17 protein-coding genes are annotated in these 19,071 nt (G+C 70.3%); 7 read left to right on the plus strand and 10 right to left on the minus strand.

The window, feature by feature from the left end; all coding sequences use genetic code 11:
* Window positions 1-257 precede the first annotated feature (257 nt).
* Complete coding sequence (locus ACO1BU_RS16510; RefSeq protein WP_424137063.1) at window positions 258-1,091, minus strand: hypothetical protein; 834 nt, start codon at window positions 1,089-1,091, stop codon at window positions 258-260.
* A gap of 351 nt (window positions 1,092-1,442) precedes the next feature.
* Here ACO1BU_RS16510 and ACO1BU_RS16515 point away from each other — a divergent pair, with 351 nt between their 5' ends.
* Window positions 1,443-2,291, plus strand: a complete 849-nt coding sequence (locus tag ACO1BU_RS16515) for a shikimate dehydrogenase (RefSeq protein WP_424137064.1) — start codon at window positions 1,443-1,445, stop codon at window positions 2,289-2,291.
* Window positions 2,292-2,367: 76 nt separating this feature from the next.
* Window positions 2,368-3,339 carry a Bug family tripartite tricarboxylate transporter substrate binding protein gene (locus ACO1BU_RS16520; RefSeq protein ID WP_424137065.1) on the plus strand — a complete coding sequence of 324 codons (972 nt, stop codon included), beginning with the start codon at window positions 2,368-2,370 and terminating at the stop codon, window positions 3,337-3,339.
* 138 nt (window positions 3,340-3,477) lie between these two features.
* Here the strand turns inward: ACO1BU_RS16520 and ACO1BU_RS16525 are convergent, their stop codons facing one another.
* The 3 genes from ACO1BU_RS16525 to ACO1BU_RS16535 all read right to left on the minus strand — a co-directional run bounded on the left by ACO1BU_RS16525 (window position 3,478) and on the right by ACO1BU_RS16535 (window position 7,034).
* Window positions 3,478-4,437 carry a Bug family tripartite tricarboxylate transporter substrate binding protein gene (locus ACO1BU_RS16525; RefSeq protein WP_424137066.1) on the minus strand — a complete coding sequence of 320 codons (960 nt, stop codon included), beginning with the start codon at window positions 4,435-4,437 and terminating at the stop codon, window positions 3,478-3,480.
* A 25-nt stretch (window positions 4,438-4,462) separates the two neighbouring features.
* A complete protein-coding gene (locus ACO1BU_RS16530; protein WP_424137137.1) occupies window positions 4,463-5,581 on the minus strand; it encodes a pyridoxal phosphate-dependent aminotransferase in 1,119 nt (372 codons plus the stop codon).
* 67 nt (window positions 5,582-5,648) lie between these two features.
* Window positions 5,649-7,034, minus strand: coding sequence for a gamma-glutamyltransferase (locus ACO1BU_RS16535; RefSeq protein WP_424137067.1), 1,386 nt, complete (start codon window positions 7,032-7,034; stop codon window positions 5,649-5,651).
* Here ACO1BU_RS16535 and ACO1BU_RS16540 point away from each other — a divergent pair.
* From ACO1BU_RS16540 to kynA, 3 genes are read left to right on the plus strand one after another with little or no spacing between them, the layout of a single operon-like run.
* Window positions 7,009-8,433 (plus strand): M48 family metalloprotease, encoded by a 1,425-nt coding sequence (locus ACO1BU_RS16540; RefSeq protein ID WP_424137068.1) that lies wholly within the window; start codon window positions 7,009-7,011, stop codon window positions 8,431-8,433. The genes ACO1BU_RS16535 and ACO1BU_RS16540 overlap by 26 nt on opposite strands.
* Window positions 8,430-9,200 carry a DsbA family protein gene (locus ACO1BU_RS16545; protein ID WP_424137069.1) on the plus strand — a complete coding sequence of 257 codons (771 nt, stop codon included), beginning with the start codon at window positions 8,430-8,432 and terminating at the stop codon, window positions 9,198-9,200. Before ACO1BU_RS16540 ends, ACO1BU_RS16545 begins: the two co-directional genes overlap by 4 nt.
* Window positions 9,193-10,062 carry a tryptophan 2,3-dioxygenase gene (kynA, locus tag ACO1BU_RS16550; protein WP_424137070.1) on the plus strand — a complete coding sequence of 290 codons (870 nt, stop codon included), beginning with the start codon at window positions 9,193-9,195 and terminating at the stop codon, window positions 10,060-10,062. The genes ACO1BU_RS16545 and kynA overlap by 8 nt, the downstream gene beginning before the upstream one ends.
* A gap of 34 nt (window positions 10,063-10,096) precedes the next feature.
* Here kynA and ACO1BU_RS16555 read toward each other — a convergent pair whose 3' ends face one another.
* The 6 genes from ACO1BU_RS16555 to ACO1BU_RS16580 all read right to left on the minus strand — a co-directional run bounded on the left by ACO1BU_RS16555 (window position 10,097) and on the right by ACO1BU_RS16580 (window position 15,680).
* Window positions 10,097-10,558: an NUDIX domain-containing protein gene (locus ACO1BU_RS16555; protein ID WP_424137071.1), complete on the minus strand. Its 462-nt coding sequence runs from the start codon at window positions 10,556-10,558 to the stop codon at window positions 10,097-10,099.
* Window positions 10,559-10,682: 124 nt separating this feature from the next.
* The gene (locus ACO1BU_RS16560; protein ID WP_424137072.1) at window positions 10,683-12,023 is read right to left on the minus strand and encodes an NAD(P)/FAD-dependent oxidoreductase; all 1,341 of its coding nucleotides are present in this window, start codon (window positions 12,021-12,023) and stop codon (window positions 10,683-10,685) included.
* A gap of 22 nt (window positions 12,024-12,045) precedes the next feature.
* The gene (locus ACO1BU_RS16565; protein WP_424137073.1) at window positions 12,046-13,038 is read right to left on the minus strand and encodes an asparaginase; all 993 of its coding nucleotides are present in this window, start codon (window positions 13,036-13,038) and stop codon (window positions 12,046-12,048) included.
* The gene (locus ACO1BU_RS16570; RefSeq protein WP_424137074.1) at window positions 13,035-13,793 is read right to left on the minus strand and encodes a glycosyltransferase family 2 protein; all 759 of its coding nucleotides are present in this window, start codon (window positions 13,791-13,793) and stop codon (window positions 13,035-13,037) included. The genes ACO1BU_RS16565 and ACO1BU_RS16570 overlap by 4 nt, the downstream gene beginning before the upstream one ends.
* Window positions 13,790-14,581: a lysophospholipid acyltransferase family protein gene (locus ACO1BU_RS16575; protein ID WP_424137075.1), complete on the minus strand. Its 792-nt coding sequence runs from the start codon at window positions 14,579-14,581 to the stop codon at window positions 13,790-13,792. The genes ACO1BU_RS16570 and ACO1BU_RS16575 overlap by 4 nt, the downstream gene beginning before the upstream one ends.
* 97 nt (window positions 14,582-14,678) lie before the next feature.
* The gene (locus ACO1BU_RS16580; RefSeq protein ID WP_424137076.1) at window positions 14,679-15,680 is read right to left on the minus strand and encodes a DUF2891 domain-containing protein; all 1,002 of its coding nucleotides are present in this window, start codon (window positions 15,678-15,680) and stop codon (window positions 14,679-14,681) included.
* 252 nt (window positions 15,681-15,932) lie between these two features.
* Between ACO1BU_RS16580 and ACO1BU_RS16585 the strand changes: the two genes are divergently transcribed.
* The gene (locus ACO1BU_RS16585; RefSeq protein WP_424137077.1) at window positions 15,933-18,365 is read left to right on the plus strand and encodes a recombinase; all 2,433 of its coding nucleotides are present in this window, start codon (window positions 15,933-15,935) and stop codon (window positions 18,363-18,365) included.
* A gap of 106 nt (window positions 18,366-18,471) precedes the next feature.
* Complete coding sequence (locus tag ACO1BU_RS16590) at window positions 18,472-19,050, plus strand: YqaA family protein (RefSeq protein ID WP_424137078.1); 579 nt, start codon at window positions 18,472-18,474, stop codon at window positions 19,048-19,050.
* The last annotated feature ends 21 nt before the right edge of the window (window positions 19,051-19,071 follow it).

Genomic DNA, 19,071 nt, shown 5'->3' on the forward strand with positions numbered 1-19,071 from the left:
TGGAATGGTGCTTCCCGGTGAAGGTAGTAACGGTCAAAACGTTCGTGCCCGCTCCGGTCGGGCCAGCGGTTCGGTGCGGCTGCACAGGCTGCGACGCCCAGGCATGAAAGGCAGCATAGGAGGAGTGCGACTGTCCTTCGGAGCATGTTGCATCGCTCGCCTTGGAGAACCGCTCAGGTAACGCTCGCGGTGCGGCCTGTGCGGCCTGTGCGGCCTGTGCGGCCCTGCCGCACACGGGAAAGCCGCGTGCGCAGGGCTCAGCCCTGATCGGTCTGCCAGGCCGGCTGATGGACCGTTCTGGCGGCTTCGGCCGGGTCAGCACCGAGCCGGATGGCCTCAAGGCGCCGTTCCAGGATCTTGGCATCCCGGAAGAGCTGCCCGATGCGACCGTCGAGGCGCTGGTTCCAGGTCTCGCTCATGACTTCGAGCCCGGTGTCAGCAACCAGTTCAAGGGCCACTTCAATATGGTCTGCCGGGCCCAGGCCGCAGGTTATGGCGCCGCCCCCGTCCGCGCTCTCCTCTGACTGGGTGCTGAAGCGGAGCTGGTAGGTCAGCTCATCCGGGCTGCGTTCGACGCCCACGAACTGCAGGGAGAGCCCGTCGGTATGCGCGCGGGCCCAGGCGGCACGGGCGGCCGAGTCCAACTCGGACCAGAGCGCCTTCACCTTTTCGTCCAGCGCCTTTGCGACCTCCTCCTGCAAGGCAGCGCGATGCATCAGGACTTGGGCGGCGTTCCACAGCTGCGGTGTCACCGCGAGCTCCACGATCCGCATTCCGACCTCCCCGTGCTGTGGCGTCCGCAGGACGGCGGGCAGGGTGGCAGGGGGATCTCCCTCCGCGCGCTCGATGACCATCTCCAGGATCACGGTCTGGCCGTTCATAGGGCAGCCGATGAGGAGATAGGCCGCCTTGCCGTCGAAGCGGGCCTGCGCGGCGACCGGAGGGGCGGGACGGGTTCCGAAGCGGGTGCCGCACAGCTCGCTCAGGGTGGTGTGGGCGGCCTGGAGCAGGGCCTCGCGCTCGGCGACGATCGTCTTCCCGAAGGCGGCCAGCTCCTGGCCGGTGAATTCATAAGGGTTGCTATCGCTCACGCGGTCCTCGGGACTGGTTCCATATAGTATCGGCGCGGCTGAGAAGCGGGGAAAGCGGCGGATCGTGCTGCCTGCCCCTGCCGGCTTGCAGAGATGCGCCATGCTTCGAAGCTGCGGGATGGCGCATGGTTTCACTTGCCCCGGCAGGTCGCGCCCCGGCTGGGAACAGGGCCGGATGCTGTCGGCCCGCGGCTTGCCAGCCCTTGCAGCCGGGGCCGATAGTTCGCTTCCTCGATGCCGGCCGTTCCGCGGAGCCGGCCCGGCAGGACGGGAGGATTGCATGAAGCCGATTGGCGCCGCCGAACTCGTCCTGGCACTTGCCCCCATGCAGCGCCTGGCGGGGATCTGAGCATGGCCGGCATGGAGCGTGTCCTTCTGGGTCTGCTGGGCTCGCCGATCGCGCATTCGGCTGCGCCCGCCATGATGGAGGCGGCGGGAGCGGCCGTGGGGCTCGACATCCGCGACCACCTGATCGACGTGCCGGACGCCTCGGCGGAAACCATCGGCCGCATTCTCGATGGCGTGCGGCTGATCGGTTTCGCGGGAATCAATGTCACCTTCCCCTACAAGCAAACAGTAATGCCCTTCCTTGACGCGCTCGACCCCGGCGCGGCGCAGCTGGGGGCGGTGAACGTGATCACGGTGCGCGATCGGCGGCTGACCGGTTACAACACCGATGCCACGGGATTTCTCTCCGGCTTGCAGGAGACGGTTGGCGAGGCGGTGACAACCGGGCCGGCCGTGCTGATCGGCGCGGGGGGCGCGGGGCGGGCCATAGCCTGGGCGCTCGCTCAGGCGGGCGTGCCGGAGGTGCGGGTAGTGGACCAGGATGCCGGGCGCGCCGCGGCGCTGGCGCAGGAGGCCTCGGGCTGGGGTGGCGGGCGCTTCGTGCCGGTCTCAGAAGCCGGGAAGGCGATGGCGGGTGCGGTGGGCGTGGTGAACGCATCCCCGGCCGGGATGCTGCCCGATACCTCCAGCCCCGTGGACCCCGCGCTGCTGCGGGGCGGGATGTGGGTGGCGGATGCGGTGTACCACCCACCTATCACGCCGCTGCTGGCGGCGGCGAAGGCGCTGGGCTGCGCGATCATGCCGGGCCGCGCCATGTCGATCAGGCAGGCGGAGGATGGCTTCGTCCTGTTCACCGGCCACCCCGCCCCACCGGGCGTGATTGGCGCCGCGTTTGATGCACATGTGAAGTAAGCGCCTGCTCTCGCGCAATCGTTTTGCGTGAAAGGCGGCCCTGGACGTTGTTTCTTCCAACAACGGAGGAAGCAGAATGATCACCAAGCGTGGTCTGGGGCTGGCAGGTCTGGGACTGGTGGCCGCCGGCGCGGCGCGTGCGCAGGCCTTCGGCTGGCCGCAGCGGCAGGTAACGCTGGTGGTGCCCTGGGCGCCGGGTGGCTCCACAGACACGCTGGCGCGGGTGCTGGCGCAGCGGGTCTCGGCCGATCTCGGGCAGCCGGTGGTGGTGGACAACCGCCCGGGCGGGTCGGGCACGGTGGGGCATGCCATGGTCTCCCGCGCGCAACCCGATGGCTACACTCTGCTGCTGGGCACCAACTCCACCTATGCGATGGCGCCCTTCCTGCTGAAGGGCATTCCCTATGACAACGAGCACGGCTTCACGCCGATCGGATTGCTGGCGACCAATGCGCAGTTCTTCTGCGTCCATCCCGACCTGCGTGCGCTGAACATCGCGGAGCTGATCGCGCTGGTGAAGTCGCGGCCCGGCAAGATCAGCTACTCCTCCTCCGGCCCCGGCTCCTCGGCGCATCTGGCGGTGGAGCTGCTGAATGCGGAGACGGGGATGGAGATGCTGCATGTCCCCTATCGCGGCGGCGGCCCGGCTCTCCAGGCGCTGATCGCGGGCGAGGTCCAGCTCTCGGCGGTTGATGCTGTTTCGGCGCTGCAGCCGATGCGCGCGGGGGCGGTGCGCGCCATCGCTGTTTCCTCCGCCCGTCCGGACCCGGCAGAGCCGCAGGTGCGACCCGTGGCCGAGGTGGTGCCGGGCTATGAATGCTCGACCGATTTTGCCCTCTTCGCGCCGCCCGGCATGGCGCCGGCCCTGCAGGCTCGTATCCAGGCCGCCTTCACGCAGGCGCTGGAGAGCGCGGAGGTGCAGGAGAAGCTGGCCGCGTTGGCGATCCGGCCGGTGGGCGGAAAGCCCGAGGATTTTCCGTCTTACCAGAGGCGCGAGATGGAGAAATGGGGCGGGATTATCCGCGCGCGGCACATCAGGCCGGAGTGAGACGCAAAGGCCTGGCTGTGTCTTGCTGCCAGGCCTGCAAGCCGGGCCTTGGCGGCCCGGGTGGTGCTTTCACGCAGCGGCGCCCAGCGGGCTACGCCTCCGCGTGGCGCCGCTTGCGAGCTTAGGGGAGGAGGCTCCTCAATCAGTGGTGCGGATGTTCAGGCGGCGCACCAACTCGGTCCAGCGCTCGCGCTCCGTCCGTGCGGCAGCCGCCAGGGCCTGCCCGTTCCCTGTGCGCGGATCGACACCCAGGCCCAGCAGCCGTGTCCGCAGCTCCGCATCGCCCATCACGGCCTGCGCGGCCTCGGAGATGCGATTGGCGATCGGCGCGGGCATATTGGCGGGGCCGAAAATGCCGAACCAGGTTTCGGAGACGAGACCGGGCAGGCCCGCGGCCCCGCCGGTCGGCACGCCGGGGGCCAGCGGCGTCTCCTGCGCCGAGGTGACCGCCAGGGCCTTCACCGTACCGGCCTGAATATGGGTGGCCGCGGTCGCCGGCACATCCAGCAGCACATGGACATCGCCGCGGCGGAGCTCGGCATAGACAGCGCCTGTGCCGCGATAGGGCACATGCACCATGCCGAGATCGGCGAGGCTGTCCAGCAGCGCGCCGTTCAGATGCGGCGTGGTGGCGACGCCGGAGGAGCCGTAATTCACTTGTCCGCGCCGCGCCTTGGCCCAGGCGATGAGGCCGCGCAGGTCATCCACCGGGACGGTGGTCGAGACGAGCACGAGGGAGGGCGAGGCGCCGATCAGCGCCAGCGGCGTGAAGTCCTTCTCCACGTCATAGGGCAGGTTGGCGCCCGTCGCGGGCGCGGTGGAATGAATCGAGGAGGTGGCGAGAAGCAGGGTCAGCCCATCTGGCTGGGCGCGGACCACCACTTCCGCCGCAGGCACGCCGCCTGCACCGGGACGGTTCTCGATCACCACCGTGGTGCCCAGCTTCTGCCCGAGCAGCGGGGCGAAGAGGCGGGAGACGGCATCGGTGGCGCCGCCCGCAGGGAAGGGCACGATCAGGCGGGTGGGGCGCTGCTGCGCGATGGCGGGGCGGGCCAGCGCAACGGCTGCGGGCAGGGCCAGGAGGGAACGGCGGTTCATCGGGAATTTCTTCGAGAAGGGGGTATCAGGCCTTCAGCCAGCGCCGCAGCCGTTCCGGCGCCTCGGCCATGGCGTCTTCCGGCCCGCAATAGCTGAAACGCAGAAAGCGGGCGCCGCGTTCCGGGTCGAAATCGACGCCGGGGGTGGCGGCGATGCCGGCCTCGGCCAGCATGCGGTTGCAGAAGGCCACGCTGTCATTCGTCAGGTGGCCGACATCAGCCCAGATGTAGAAGGCGCCGTCCGCCGCCGCGATGCGGTCGAAGCCTGCCTGGGGCAGCCCCTTCAGCAGCAGGTCGCGGGAGCGGCGATAGGTGGCGCGGTTCGCCTCCAGCTCCTCCGCGCAGTCCATCGCCGCCTCGGCCGCGATCTGCGCCACATGGGGGGCGGAGATGAACATGTTCTGGGCGAGGCGCTCGACCGGGCGGATCAGGTCCTCCGGCAGAACCAGCCAGCCGATGCGCCAGCCGGTCATGCTGAAATACTTACTGAAGCTGTTCACCACGATGGCGCTGGGGGAGTGCGCGGCCGCAGTGGCCTCGGGCATGTCGTAGGACAGGCCGTGATAGATCTCGTCGGAGATCAGGCGCACGCCATTCTCGTGGCACCAGCGGGCGATGGCGGCCAGTTCCTCCGGCGAGAGCATGGTGCCGGCGGGGTTGTTCGGGCTGGCGACGATCAGCCCGGCGGGGCGCGGATCCAGTGCCTCCAGCATGGCGACGGTCGGCTGGAAGCGGGTGGTGGCGTCGCAGGGCAGAAGCTGCGGGACCATGCCCAGCGCGGTCAGGATATTGGCATAGGGCGGGTAGTAGGGGGCGGCCATGGCCACCCGGTCCCCGGCATCGAAGGCGGAGAGGAAGGCCAGGGGGAAGGCGCCGGAGGCGCCCACGGTGACCGCGATCCGCTCGGCGGGAACTGTCGCGCCGTAGTGTTCCGCATAGCGGCGGGCGATGCGCTCGCGCAGGGAACGGATGCCGAAGGCCTCAGTGTAACCCATGGGATGGCCATCCCGCAGGGCGCGGATGGCGGCCTCGGCGGCGCCGCGCGGGGCGCCGGTGCCGGGCTGGCCAACCTCCATCCGCAGGATGCCCGGCTGGCCCGGCGGGATGGCGGCGGCACGCGCATTGGCGGCCGCGATCACGTCCATCACGAGGAAGGCAGGGGCATTGGCGCCCCGCCCAACCTTGAGGCCCCCTTTTGACGGAAGGGCCACCTCAGTCGTTTCCGGTGGCCAGGCCAAGGCCGCGCGGGTCGGCCACGGCCTGGCAGCGCGAGGCCGCGACGCTGCCCTGGCAGGAGATGGCGATGCCACGTCCCGGCTCCGGCGCGCCGGCCTGGATGGCCTGGTCCAGCGGGGCCCGGCGCCGCAGATGCAGCGCGGCCGGGCCGCCGGCCGCTGCCGGGGCGGCGCCCTGGCCGGAACCGGCGCCGACATAGCGCATGGTCTTCACGCTGGTATTGGCGACGAGGATCGCACCGAGGGGCGGTGGCTGCACATTGCCCAGGCCAGGCGCGGGAGCCAGGAGGAAGCCCATGCCCGGCAGCATCCGGCCGGTGCCGAAGAGGTTGTTCATGGTGAAGGCACAGGACACGGCCCCGCCCTCCCGATCCTGAACGACGACGGTGGTGCTGGCGCCGAAGGTTCCCGGCACGGCCTGCGGGGTCTGCCCCGCCGCTGCCGTGCGGAAGGCGGCCAGTGTCGCGCCGCCATCGGCGGATTGCGGCAGCACGGCAAGGATGTCGTCGCCCAGCCGTTCCTGCTGCGCCGGCACGGCCTGGGGAAGGGCAGCGCGCATCTCAGGCACGGTCAGGAAGCCACCGGCGGTGGCGCTGGCCTCTTCCACCCGGCGGGCAAGGCCGCCCTGGTGGAAGTCCCCCACCCCGGCGGTGCGGATTTGGCCGAGGGTGGTGGCGAGTTCCTGCTGCACGAGCCGGTCGCCCTCGCCCAGCGGGGCGCCGCCCGGGCCGGCGAAGACGGCGCGGGAGACGGGATCAGCGAAGAGAGGGCCCGAAACGGCCGCCAGGTCGGCCGCGAAGGCGCGGGACACCTGTGTGCCGAAGCGCGCGAGCTGCTCGGCCGGAACGATGTCGGTCTCGAAGGGAAGGCGGCCCTGCCGGGCATGCAGGGCGAAGAGGCCGCGGGCCATCAGCGGCACGGCAGCCGGGCGGTCGGCGCCGGCCGGGATGCCGCTGCGTGCGCCCGGCAGGAAGAGGAAGGCCTCCAGCTCATTCCGGCGGGGGTCGTAGCCCAGGCAGGCGCCGCCACCACCCAGCCCGGCGCGGGAGGGCATGGTGACGGTGAGGGCCATGCCCGCCGCCACCATGGCATCCGCCGCCGAGCCGCCGGCCGAGAGGATGTCGCGCGCCACCAGGGCCGCGCGGGGCTCCTCGGCCACCACATTGCCCAGGAAGCCCCGGACATAGCCCTGCTGCCCCGGCTGGAGCGAGGAGCCGCCGCCGATCACGTTCCCGACGCGCTCGATCGTGGAGCAGCCGGCCAGCAGTGCCGCGGAGAGGAGCAGGGCCGCCGTTCCGGCTGGCCTGAGGGACGGTGCCCGGAATAGGGTGCCGCCCATGCGGAAGCCGCGCGCGCTCGCCATCCTGTCTCGGGCCATTCCTGCCGCCGTGCTGGTCATCGGCGTGTTCCTGGCACCGGCCACGGCCCAGGCGCAAGGGGGCCAGGGGCCGATCGCGACCATCCGGGACGCGGAAACGGAAACCCTTGTCCGTTCCATGCTCGATCCGCTGCTGCGGACGGCAGGGGTGGAGCCGCGGCTGGTGGAGCTGACCCTGGTGCAGAACCGGGCGATTAATGCCTTCGTCGCCCAGGGAAACCGGCTCTACATCAACACGGGCCTGATCCAGCAGGCGGAATCGGCCTCGGAGCTGGCGGGGGTGCTGGCCCATGAGGTCGGCCATGTCGCGGGCGGCCACCTGGCCCGGCTGCCGGAGGAGATGCGGCTGGCCATGCTGCGCTCGGTCGCGGCCATGCTGCTCGGGGCCGGGGCGGGGCTGGCGGCGCGCTCCTCGGAGGCCGCCATCGGCATCATGATGGGCGGGCAGACCAGCGCCATGGGCTCCTTCTACGCTTTCAGCCGCACGCAGGAGCAGGCGGCGGATGAGGCGGGGCTGGCCTTCCTGCAACGGATGGGCTGGTCGGGCGCCGGGCTGGAGCGGCTGCTGCGCCGGTTGCTGGACCAGGAGCTGCTGTCGGTCGGGCGGCAGGACCCCTATTTCCGCACCCACCCCCTCTCGCGGGACCGGCTGGACTTCGTGCGCGAGCAGATGGCGCGCGGCCGCGCCGTGGGTACCGGATTGCCGGTGGCGTTGGAGCTGGAATTCGCCATGGTACGGGCGAAGCTGAATGGCTTCATCGACCCGCCGGCGGCCAGTTGGCGGCGCTACCTGAATGATGACAGCGCCCCAGGGCGCTATGCCCGGGCCGTGTCCCAGTACCGGTCGGGCCGCATGGACGCGGCGCTGGAGATCCTGGAGACGGTGATCCGGGAGCAGCCCTCCAACCCCTATCTGCTGGAGTTCAAGGGGCAGATCCTGTTCGAGGGCGGGCGCCCGCGGGAGGCGATCGCGCCGCTCGCGGCCGCGGTGCGGTTGGCCCCGGGGGAGTCCCTGATCCGCGCCGCCTATGGCCGCGCGCTGCTGGAAGGGGCGCCGGATACCGCAACCCTGCGCCGCGCCGTGGCCGAGCTGCAGGCGGCGGCGCGGCAGGACCGGGACAACGCCTTCACCTGGGGGCAGCTGGCAAATGCCTATGCCCGGCTGGATGACCTGCCCAATGCCGAACTCGCCCTGGCCGAGAAGGCGATGGCCGAGGGCGATACCGCCGAGACCCGCTTCCGTGCGGCGCGCGCGGAGAAAGGGCTGCCGCCCGGCCCGGCCCGCCTTCGCGCCAGTGACCTGCGGCGGGCGGCGGCGCGTGATAACCTGACCAGCGACGAGCGTAAGGCCGAGGACGAGCTTCGGCGGAGGGACAGACGATGAGGCGATTCCTGATGGCGGGCGCGGCCCTGGTGATGGGGATCGGCGCCGCGCTGGCCCAGGGCACGGCGCCTTCCGCTTCCGCCCCCACCGGTGCGCAGGGTTTCACGCCGGAGCAGCGGCAGGAGATCGTGTCGATCCTGCGCGAGGCGATGAAGAATGACCCCTCCATCCTGCGTGATGCCATCATGGCCATGCAGGAGGCGCAGCGCGCGGAGCAACAGAACGCGCAGCGCGCCGCCCTGGCCGCGAGCCATGACGCGCTGTTCAACGACGCGCGCGACCCCAGCAAGGGCAATCCGCGGGGGGACCTGACGATTGTCGAGTTCTTCGATCCGCGTTGCAGCTACTGCAAGGCACTGTATCCGACCATGCAGCAGCTTCTGCAGCGGGACCGCAACATCCGCGTGGTGATGAAGGATCTTCCGATCCTGGGGCCGAACAGCGTGCTGGGGAGCCGTGCGCTGCTGGCGGCGCAGAAGCAGGGCAAGTACGAGCCGCTCTATGACGCGCTGATGAAGCTGCGGACCGAGCTGACGGAGCAGGTGCTTCAGGCCGAGGCGCAGCGCGCGGGAATCGACTGGGCGCGGCTGCGGCGCGACATGGAGGATCCCGCGCTGGAGGCCCGGTTGCAGGCGAATCTCGGCCTGGCGCAGCGGCTGCAGATCGAGGGCACGCCGGCCCTCGTGATCGGCGACACGCTGGTTCCCGGCGCGGTGGAGCTTTCGGAGCTGGAGCGGCTGGTGGCGGAGGCGCGGCGGCGTGGCTGAGACGCCGAGCGGCACATCCAAGGATGCGCCTGACCATGCGAAGGAGGAGGGGCGCGGGATTGCGACCGACTTCTCCCGCAGCATGTCCTATGGCGCCTATCTGCACCTCGATACGCTGCTCTCGGCGCAGCAGCCGCTTTCGGACAGGCATGACGAACTGCTGTTCATCGTCATCCACCATGTCCAGGAACTGTGGATGAAGCTGATCATCCGGGAGCTGGAGGTGGCAACGGATTGCGTGCGCGCGGACGAGCTACGGCCGGCCTTCAAGGGACTGGCGCGCGTGTCGCGCATCCAGCGGCAACTCGTGGAAGCGTGGGACGTGCTCTCCACCATGACGCCGGCAGACTACCTGGCATTCCGCGACGTGCTCGGCCAGTCCTCCGGCTTCCAGTCCTGGCAATACCGGCTAATGGAGATCCTGCTGGGCGCGCGGGACGAGTTCATGCTGAAGCCGCATGCGCATGATGCGGCGCTGACGGCGCGGTTGCGCGCGGCCTTTGATTCGCCCTCGCTTTACCAGGAAGCGCTGCGGCTGCTGGCGCGTCGCGGCATTCCCGTGCCCGAGGCGGTGCTGAACCGCGATCCTTCCTCGCGGCATCTGGAGAATGAGGGCGTGGTGGAGGCCTGGGCGGTGGTCTATCGCAACAGCCACGAGCACTTCGACCTCTACGAGCTGGCCGAGGAGCTGGTAGATCTGGAGGACGCCTTCCAGCAATGGCGCTTCCGTCATGTCACGACGGTGGAGCGCATCATCGGCATGCGGCCGGGCACGGGCGGATCGGCTGGCGTGGCCTATCTGCGGCGTGCGCTGGAGCGGCGGTTCTTTCCGGAGCTGTGGACGGTGCGGGGCCGGCTGTAACGCTGGAACGGCTCTGCCTTCCCGGGTCGGTCCATCAGGCCTGTTGGTTAAAGGGCCAGTCCGGGCCGGTGCGGAGCGACTCCAGCACGCGATTCAGGTTCTTGCCAAGCCGGGTCAGTGCTTCTGGCCAGGGCAGGACGGCGAAGCGGTCGAATTCGGGAATCCAGCCGCCATCCGGCTTGCGCAGGAAGGAAGTGCAGCGGAGCGTCGCCGGGTCAGGCATGGCAGCGAGGCGCCAGACGAAGACGGCCAGGTCCTTGCCGGAAATATAGATGTGCACGCCGAGGTCGATCAGCTCCGCCGGGGCGACGACCAGGCCTGTCTCCTCCCGCAACTCGCGCGTGGCGGCATCCCGGAAGGCTTCGCCCGGATCGGCCACGCCTTTGGGAATGTCCCACAGTGCGGAGCGGGTGGGATGGCCCAGCAGCACATGGGTGCCATCGCTCACCACCACGCCGCAACTTGTCCGCCGCGGCCGCGCGGGACGCTTCACCATTCGCTGGACCGATTGTTGTTCGGCAGGATCATGGGAGGTGAACGCCGATCGGTGGCCAATGGTCCCAAACAGGATTCGGGGCCCGGCGGAGAGCCTGGGAGGCGGAGCCTTCCAGGGGCCACCCTCAGATCATCCCGGGTTCGCGGATCGGCGACCCATCAACCAGCCGATCCAGTTTGAAGGGCGTGGGATCCACGATCGGCGTGGTGCCGAGGATGAGGTCGGCGGCCAGGCGGCCCGCGCCCGGGCCGATGCCGAAGCCGTGGCCGCTATAGCCAGTGGAGAGGAAGAGGCCGGGCAAGGCATCGATGGGAGCGATGACGGGCACGGCGTCCGGCGTGGAGTCGATCCAGCCGGCCCAGGTGGCGGCGGCCTTGGTGCCGGCGAGGCTGGGCCAGGATTTGGCAAGCTGGGCGAGGCCGGGTTCCTCGACGCCGGGGCTGGGGGCGGGGTCGAGGGTGCGCATGTCCTCGGCCTCGAAGATTGTCGGGCGGTCGAAGGACCAGTTGCCGGCCCAGGCATCGGGACCGCGGAAGAAGGAGGAGCCGACGCCGAAGGAGACGCTGCTCCAGCGGCTCTTCAGCATGGGCCAGAACTTCCGGGCGTGGCGGATGCCGCCGGGGGTAACCTCGATCCGGCCGCGGTTGTTGGCGGCGACGATATAGCCGCCATTGGAGCGGCGGCTGATGGTGATGTCGGGCGTGTAGATGCCGCCCTTCGTCACCTCGGGCGCGGCCTGGGTAAGGAAGACGGTGGAGCGCACGCTGGTCTGCGGCAGGTCCACGCCGTGGCGGCGCAGCAGCATGGAGGACCAGGCGCCGCCGGCGAGCAGGACGGAGGCGGCGCGGACGCGGCCGCGCTCGGTAATGACGCCGGAGACGCGGCCGGCGGTGATATCCAGGCCGCGCACGGCGCAGCGCTGGTGGATGGTCGCGCCGTGGCGGCGGGCGGCCTCGGCCAGGGTGGGGACGGCCTTGAAGGGTTCGGCCATGCCGTCGCGCGGGGAAGCGACGCCGCCGATCCAGGCGCCGTCATTGCCGGGGGTGGCGGCGCGGGCCTCCTTGGCGGAGAGCATGCGGCTATGGGCCTGGTACTGGCGGGCCATGTCCACCCAGGCCTGCCATTTGGCCAGCTCGGCCTCGCTGCGGGTGACATAGACCAGGCCGTCGCGGTGGAAGCCGTAGTCATCGCCGGTTTCGGCCGCCAGGCCGGCCCAGAGCTCCAGGCTGCGCTGCATGAGCGGAATTTCGCGCTCGTCGCGGTTCTGCACGCGGCACCAGCCCCAGTTGCGGCTGGACTGTTCGCCGGCGACGACGCCCTTTTCGATCACGGCGACGGAGCGGCCGGCCTTGGCGAGGAAATAGGCAGCGGAGACGCCCGCAATGCCGCCGCCGATGATGGCGACATCCACCTCCGCCGGCAGCGTGGGGTCGTCCTGCACGCGGGCAATGGGGGGGATGGCCATGCGCGGGTCCTTCCGGAAGACGTCAGGCGAGCGGGAGGGCCGCGACCTCGCCGACGATGCGGTGATTGCTGTCGAGGACAGGGGCTTCCACGGCGCGTGCCAGTTCGGCGGCGCGGTCGGTCGGAAGGAGGCCAAGGCGGCCGAGCAGGGTGGCGAAGACGGCCATCTTCCCGCGGCTGGCGCCATCCAGCAGCTTCACGGCAAGGCCGAGGCCCCTCGCTGGGACGAAGCCGATGACGAAGCCCTCGGCGCCTTCCTTCAGCACGACGCGGCCTTCAGTAGCGGCGACGATCCTCGAGGTCGGGCGGTTGCGGCCCGAGACGTGATCGGGGTGTTCGCGCAAGGCGGCCAGGAGGCGGCGGATGGCGGCCTCGCGCTTCGGGTCCTTCACGGCAAGAGCAGCGTAACGGGCGGCGGCGCGGGCGGCGTCGCCCATGCTCATGGCGAGGGCAGGCAGGCCGCAGCCATCAGTGCCGCGGGGGAGGGCGGTGGCGTCGTGGCCGATGAGCTCGGAGAGGGCGGCGAGCCAGTGGCGCTGGGCTGGGTGGTCGGGCCTCTCATAGCCATCGGGCGTGCCGAAGGCGCCGGCGGCGGCAAGGAAGCCGCAATGCTTGCCGGAGCAGTTGTGGAAGGCGCGGCGCTTGCCGCCCGAGTGAATGGCGTCGGCCAGGTCGGATTCGCCCATGGGCAAAGCGGGGCCGCAGACCAGGGCGGATTCGGGGCGGCCCATCCGGGCCAGCCAGTTCTCGACCATCCGGACCTGGAAGGGCTCGGCGCGATGGGAGGCGCAGGCGAGGGCGAGATGGGCGGAATCCAGGGCGTCGGCGGCGCCGCTCTCCACCAGGGAGAGAGCCTGGAAGGGCTTGAGGGAGGAGCGGGGGAAGGTGAGGAGTTCCGGGTCACCCCAGGCATGAAGGAGGCGGCCATCGGCGTCGGCCACGACGGCGACGCCGTGATGGAGGCTTTCGGTGACGCCGCCGCGGCGGACTTCCACCAGTGGAATGGCGGGAATCATGCGCGGGCCCTGCGCCAGAGCAGCGCCGGAAGACGCCAGAGGAAGCCAAAGATCAGCCGCGTGTGCATGCCGGTGAGCAGGACGTTGTCGCGGCCATAGCGGAAATGGGAGACCCCGCCCTCGGCGGCCGTGAGGTAGCGCACGGCGGAGGGGATGTTGATGGCCGGCACGCCTGCCCAGGCCAGGCGGACCACGGCCTCGGCGTCGAAGTCGTAGCGGCGCATCCAGGGATTGCGGCGCATGATCTGGAGCAGCGGTGCGATCGGGTAGATGCGGAAGCCGTAGAGGCTGTCGGCGATGGCCTCCCCGGATTTCGTGCACCAAAGGGTTTCGAGGCCGGTCCACCAGTTGGAGATGCGGCGGCCGCGGACACGTAGCAGCGGAGCCTCGGGACCGAAGATGGGGTTGCCGAGGATCATGGCCCGTGGATTCGCGGCGGAGGCAGCCATGAAGTCGGGAATGCGGTCGGCGGGATGCTGGCCGTCGGCATCCATGGTCAGGGCGTGGGTGAAGCCCTGCTTCGCCGCCTCCTCCAGCGCGTCGCGGATGGCGGCGCCCTTGCCGCCATTCACGGGGCGCTCGATCAGGTGGAAGCCGGGGTCGTTGATCCCGCGCAGGGGTTCGGCGGAATCGTCGGTGCTGCCGTCGATCACCACCCAGACCACGGGCCAGGCAGAGCGGGCAGCCGCGACCGTTTCCGCCAGGCGCGGGCCGGTGTTGTAGCTGGGGATGACGACGAGGTGGGTATGGCTCAACGAAGCTGGGTTCCGAGGGCGGCTGCGTGCTGGCGGCGCAGTGATTCCGCGAAGGCTTCGGCATGGCCTTGCACGGTCACGGGATCACACAGGCGGACGCGGTAGCGCAGCGGGAAGTCCGGGCGACGCCAGATCGGCCAGCCTTTGCCAAGGTAATTCGTATTGCTCTCGATAAGGACGGGCTGCACGGGTGCGCGGGCACGGCGGGCGATGAGGGCGAAGCCGGGATGGAAGGGGCCGAGGCGGCCATCGGGGGTTCGGGTTCCCTCGGGGAAGACAAGGAGGTTGGCGCCCCCGCGCAGCGCCTCCGCCGCGCGGCGGATGACGCTGAGGCCGGAGTCGTTCGGAATGTACCCTGCCAGGCGCGCGCCGCCGAGGGCCGGGTTGGCCTCCAGCCCCGCTTTCATGATGCAGACCGTGTCCGGCACGCGGGAGACGATAAGCATCACGTCGATGCGCGAGAGGTGGTTGGGGGCGAGGACCAGGCCACGCGCGTCGCGGAGGGTGTCGAGGGCGGATAGGTCGAGCTCGACGAGGCCGGAGCGCTCCATCAGGCGCAGCAGGAAACGGAAGCCCTTGCCGATACTGCGGCGGCCGAGCGGATGGCCGATGCGGGGCGGCAGGATGAAAGAGAGAATGAAGGCGATCAGGCTCCAGCCCAGGAAGGTGGCGGCTAGGACGGTGAGCACCCCGTAAAAGGCCAGCGTGTCCCCCAACTGGTGGTGACGGTCGGGCGGGGGCAGGTGGGCGCGGGCTTCCGGTGGTGGGGCTGGCTGCGGCGTTGGCAAAAATCCCTCTCCCTGCCGGCCCATTCTGCGGTCGGGGCCGCCGCTGGCCCCGGTCCCGTTCCGGTAGGGAGAAGATAACCGGAATGACAGGACGGCCCTACCCCTCCAGAGCGAGGACCGCGAAACTCGCGAGCCAATGTTCGCCCATGTAGTCGCCGGCGACATGCGGAAGGCCGGCCTGGAGATGGGCAGCGGCCGCCTGTTCCATGGGTGGACGGCGCGGATCGCCGGGCGGGAGGGTGGCTGCGAGGCGGCGCCAGCACCAGGCGCGGGAGAGGTTCAGCCCGTCCAGATGGGCAATCTTGCCGTCGCTGCGGTCCGAAACCGTGACGGGAGCGAAGAGGGTGGCAGGTTCCCGCTGGGCGATACGGGGGAGGAAGGCGGCGAACCAGGGGGTAAAATCGGCCTGGGGCAGGAGGCGGGCCATGCAGGCGGCCTCGATCAGGGCGGAGGAAAGGAAGTCGTCGCCGCTCGGTTCCCCCCAGGCCGGGCAGTCCCGGTCCGGGCCGTACCAGCGCAGGGCGGTGGCGCGGAGGAGGGGGAGGTCGCCTGTCGCCTCCAGATGGTCGGCGGCCATCAGGAGGCCGAAGGCGGTGTTGAAGTGCGTGCCGACCCTGACCGGGTAGGTGGCGAGGGGCAGGAAGCCGCGGAAGCGCTGGGCGAAGACCTGGGCCAGCGGGGTGAGGGTGGCAGCCCAGGGCTCGGAGGGGTGGCGCCCGAGTTCGGCGGCCAGGGCGAGGAGCCAGCCCCAGCCATAGGGGCGCTCAAAGCCGCGGGCGGTACGGGGTTCGAGATAGGCGCATTCACCTGCCACGGCCGCGGGCGTGATCCGGCGGTGGAACAGGGCGCGGATGGCGGGGGCGGGCTCCATGGCCGGGAAGCGGCGCAGCAGGCGGGCCAGCATCCAGTAGCCATGGACGCAGGAATGCCAGTCGTAGCTGCCGTGGAAGATCGGGTGGAGATCGGCGGGGGTGCGGGCGTCCTCCGGGCCGCTCAGCACATGGCCGGGCTTGTTCGGATATTCGCGCTCCACATGGCCGAGCGCGATGCTGGCGAGGCGGGCGGCCAGGGATTCGGTGAGGGTGGGGAGAGCGCTCATTAACCGAGCTTATCCCTCCTTTCCGGGCCTCGGCAGCCTGCCCGGCCCATGAAAGCAGCATCATCGGGTGATGATCATTCCTGTCCCGGCGCTTTTGATTCCGCCTGCGTAAAGCAACATTTGGTGGATTTCTGCCGTTGGAGACACCATATATAGTTTTCCTGCGGGCCGATTCGCTGCGCCCGGACGCGATCGGCCCCGGCTTTGCGGGGCTGCCCGTGCCTTCCCTGATGTCCGATGCGGAGTACGCCGATGGACGGCTTCACGCCTTTTCCCGACGCCCTGGCCGCGCAGCCCTGGCCGCGCACCCGGCCCGGCACCGCGTTCGGCGAGGCGCCCCTGCCGGGGCGTGCGCTGGACGAGGGAATGGGCGTGGCCGTGGGGCGCCGGACGGTCTTCCGGCCGGAGGATGGCGAGGATTTCGGGCGCGTGGCGGGCCGGGTAGCGGCAGGGAATATGAGCCTTGCGCCGGTGCCGGATGCCGCGGAGCAGGCGCGGCTGCGGAATGCCATCGCGACGGGTGCGCTGCTGACCTCCGGCCGCCACCTGCAGCACGGCGATGCCGGGCAGGCCGGGCGGAACATGGAGGTGTTCACCAACTGCGCGACGGCGATCGCCTCCTTTGCCGAATTCTATCTGCTGCTGAACGGCTCCGGCGTCGGCCGGGCCTATGATGACGAGCTGTGCCTGGTGGATTGGGGCCAGGCGCCGACGCTGCTGCTGCATCTGGACCCCGCCCATGCCGATTACCCGCGCGGGCGCGATGGGCTGCGGCGCTTCGGGATTGAGCTGGGCATCCTGCCCTGGGGCACGGAGGATGTGGGGTTCGATGCGGCCGCCGAGGCGCGGGTGCGGGATTTCCTGACGGCGGAGCTGCTGCCGGATCTTTCCGCCGTGCCCGCGGGGGCGGTGCTGCACCGGGTGGAGGACAGCCGGGAGGGCTGGGCCAAGGCGGTGGAGCAGCTTGAGGCCATGGCCTTCGAGGGAGCCTCCGGCCAGGTGCTGGTGCTGGACCTCTCCGCCATTCGGCCGGCGGGTAGTCCGATCAAGGGAATGCAGGGGCGGCCCTCCTCCGGGCCGGTCTCCTTGCTGCGTGGGCTGCTGAACATCCGCCGCCATGTGCTGGCACCGGCGCGGGAGCGCGATCCGGCGGGCGAGGCGCTGCAGCCCTGGGAACAGGCGCTGCTGGTGGATCACTACCTCTCGGTGGAGGTGCAGGTGGGCGGGGCGCGGCGGGCCGCGCGCATGGCCACCAAGTCCTGGCGTGATCCCGGCGTGCTGCGCTTCGTGCGGGCGAAGTCCGAGGGCGGGCTGTGGACGGCGAACAACTCGGTGATGGTGGATGCCGAGTTCTGGGCGCGGGTGCGGGCCGAGGATGGTGCGGGGGACCTGCTGACCGCTCATGCCAAGGCGGTTTTCGCCGAGGTGACGCGCTGCGCCTACATCAATGGCGAGCCCGGCTTCATCAATGGCGACCGGCTGGAGGATGTCCGCACCGGCAGTGCCTGGGAGAAGCCGGTGCATGAGGACGGACGGGACTTCCGCAGCTCACGCTATCAGGTGGAGGCCGCGGCGGGGCTGCTGGCGGAGGCGTCGCGCCGGGCTTCCTCCGCCCGCTTCCCGGTGACGACCAATCCCTGCGGCGAGATTACCCTGCATGTGACCGGCGGCTATTGCGTGATTGCCGATTTCGCGCCGCTGCTGGCCTGCCCGGTGGACCTGGAAAGCTTCGCGCCGGGCGAGGCGTCGGCGGATCTGGCCGCGCTCTGGGATGCGCGGGTGGAGGACAGCGTGCGCCTGGGCGTGCGCTTCCTAATCCGGGCCAACCGGATGGACGCGCTTTATGGCGAGGAGGTCGCGCGCACCAACCGCATCGGCATCGGCCCGACCGGACTGCATGAATGGGCCTGGATGCGCTTCGGCCTGGGCTTCCATGACCTGCTGGACGAGTCCCGGTCCCGGGAGTTCTGGCGCGCGCTGGACCGGCTTTCGGCCGCGGCCAAGGCGGAGGCGAATGCCTATGCCGAGAGCCTGGGCATGGCGCGGCCAGTGACGGTGACGACGGTGAAGCCGGCCGGCACCACCAGCAAGCTGTTCGGCCTGACCGAGGGGGCGCATCTGCCGGCGCGGCGGCAATATCTCCGCTGGGTGCAGTTCAAGGGCGGCAAGGACGAGCAGACGCGCGCCTGGCTGCCCGGCTCCGATCCTCTGCTGGCCGAGTATGAGGCGCGGGGCTACCCGATCCGCACGCTGCGGAGCTTCCCGGGCATGAGCATCGTGGGCTTCCCGACCGTGCCGCTGGCGTTGCGCCTGGGGCTGGGACCGAAGCTGGTGACGGCGCCCGAGGCCTCGCCGGATGAGCAATATGCCTGGCTGCGCCTGCTGGAGCGGCACTGGATTGGCGAGAGTCAGGGCAACCAGGTGAGCTACACGCTGAAGGTCTTTACCGACCAGGTGGAGCTGGACGCCTTCCGGGCCATCATGCGGGACGAGCAGCCGAGGGTGCGCTGCTGCTCTGTGCTGCCGAGCCGGCCGGATTCGGAGCTGGGCTACGAGTACCTGCCGGAAGAGGAGGTCTCGGCCGGTCGCTTCGCGGCCATCGTGGAAGGGATCCGCGATGGGACGGTGCAGGAGGCGGTGGACTGGGCCCATCTGCAATGCGCGAGCGGGGTCTGCCCGATCTGACCCGGTAAAAGGGCCGGGAGGGCGGAATCGTTCCCGGCCTTCCTGGTTCTCGTCAAATTGAAAGCAGGCTTGTGCGCTCCGGCCCGGCATGGGATGGCCCTGGCCCATGTTGCGCGCCCTGTACGACCGGATCATCGCCCTGTCCGCCCATCCCCGGGCGCCGACGCTGCTGGGCGTCGTCTCCTTCACGGAGAGCAGCTTTTTCCCGATCCCGCCGGACGCGATGCTGATCCCGATGTGCCTGGCGCGGCCGGAACGGGCCTATCACTACGCCCTGATCTGCACGATCACCTCGGTGCTAGGTGGGCTGCTGGGCTATGCCATCGGCGCCCTCCTCTTCGAGGCAGTGGCGCTGCCCGTGCTGGCCGCCTATGGCCATGCCGACGCGCTGGCCACCTTCACCGCCTGGTTCGAGCGCTGGGGCGCGGCGGTGATCCTGATCAAGGGGCTGACCCCCATCCCCTATAAGATCGTCACCATCGCGGCGGGGGCGGCGCATTTCTCCCTGCTGGTGTTCTTCGTGTGCAGCATCATCACCCGGGGGGCGCGGTTCTTCCTGCTGGCCTGGTTGCTGCGGCGCTTCGGGCCGCCGGCGCGGGTGTTCATCGAGCGGCGGCTGAACCTGATCGCAGGGGTGACGGCACTGGCGATCGTGGGCGGGTTCCTGGTGTTGCGCTTCGTCTGAGCGCGGACGGGGCCGGGCGGA

Source organism: Roseomonas chloroacetimidivorans (genome assembly GCF_049629625.1).
Taxonomy (GTDB): domain Bacteria; phylum Pseudomonadota; class Alphaproteobacteria; order Acetobacterales; family Acetobacteraceae; genus Roseomonas; species Roseomonas chloroacetimidivorans.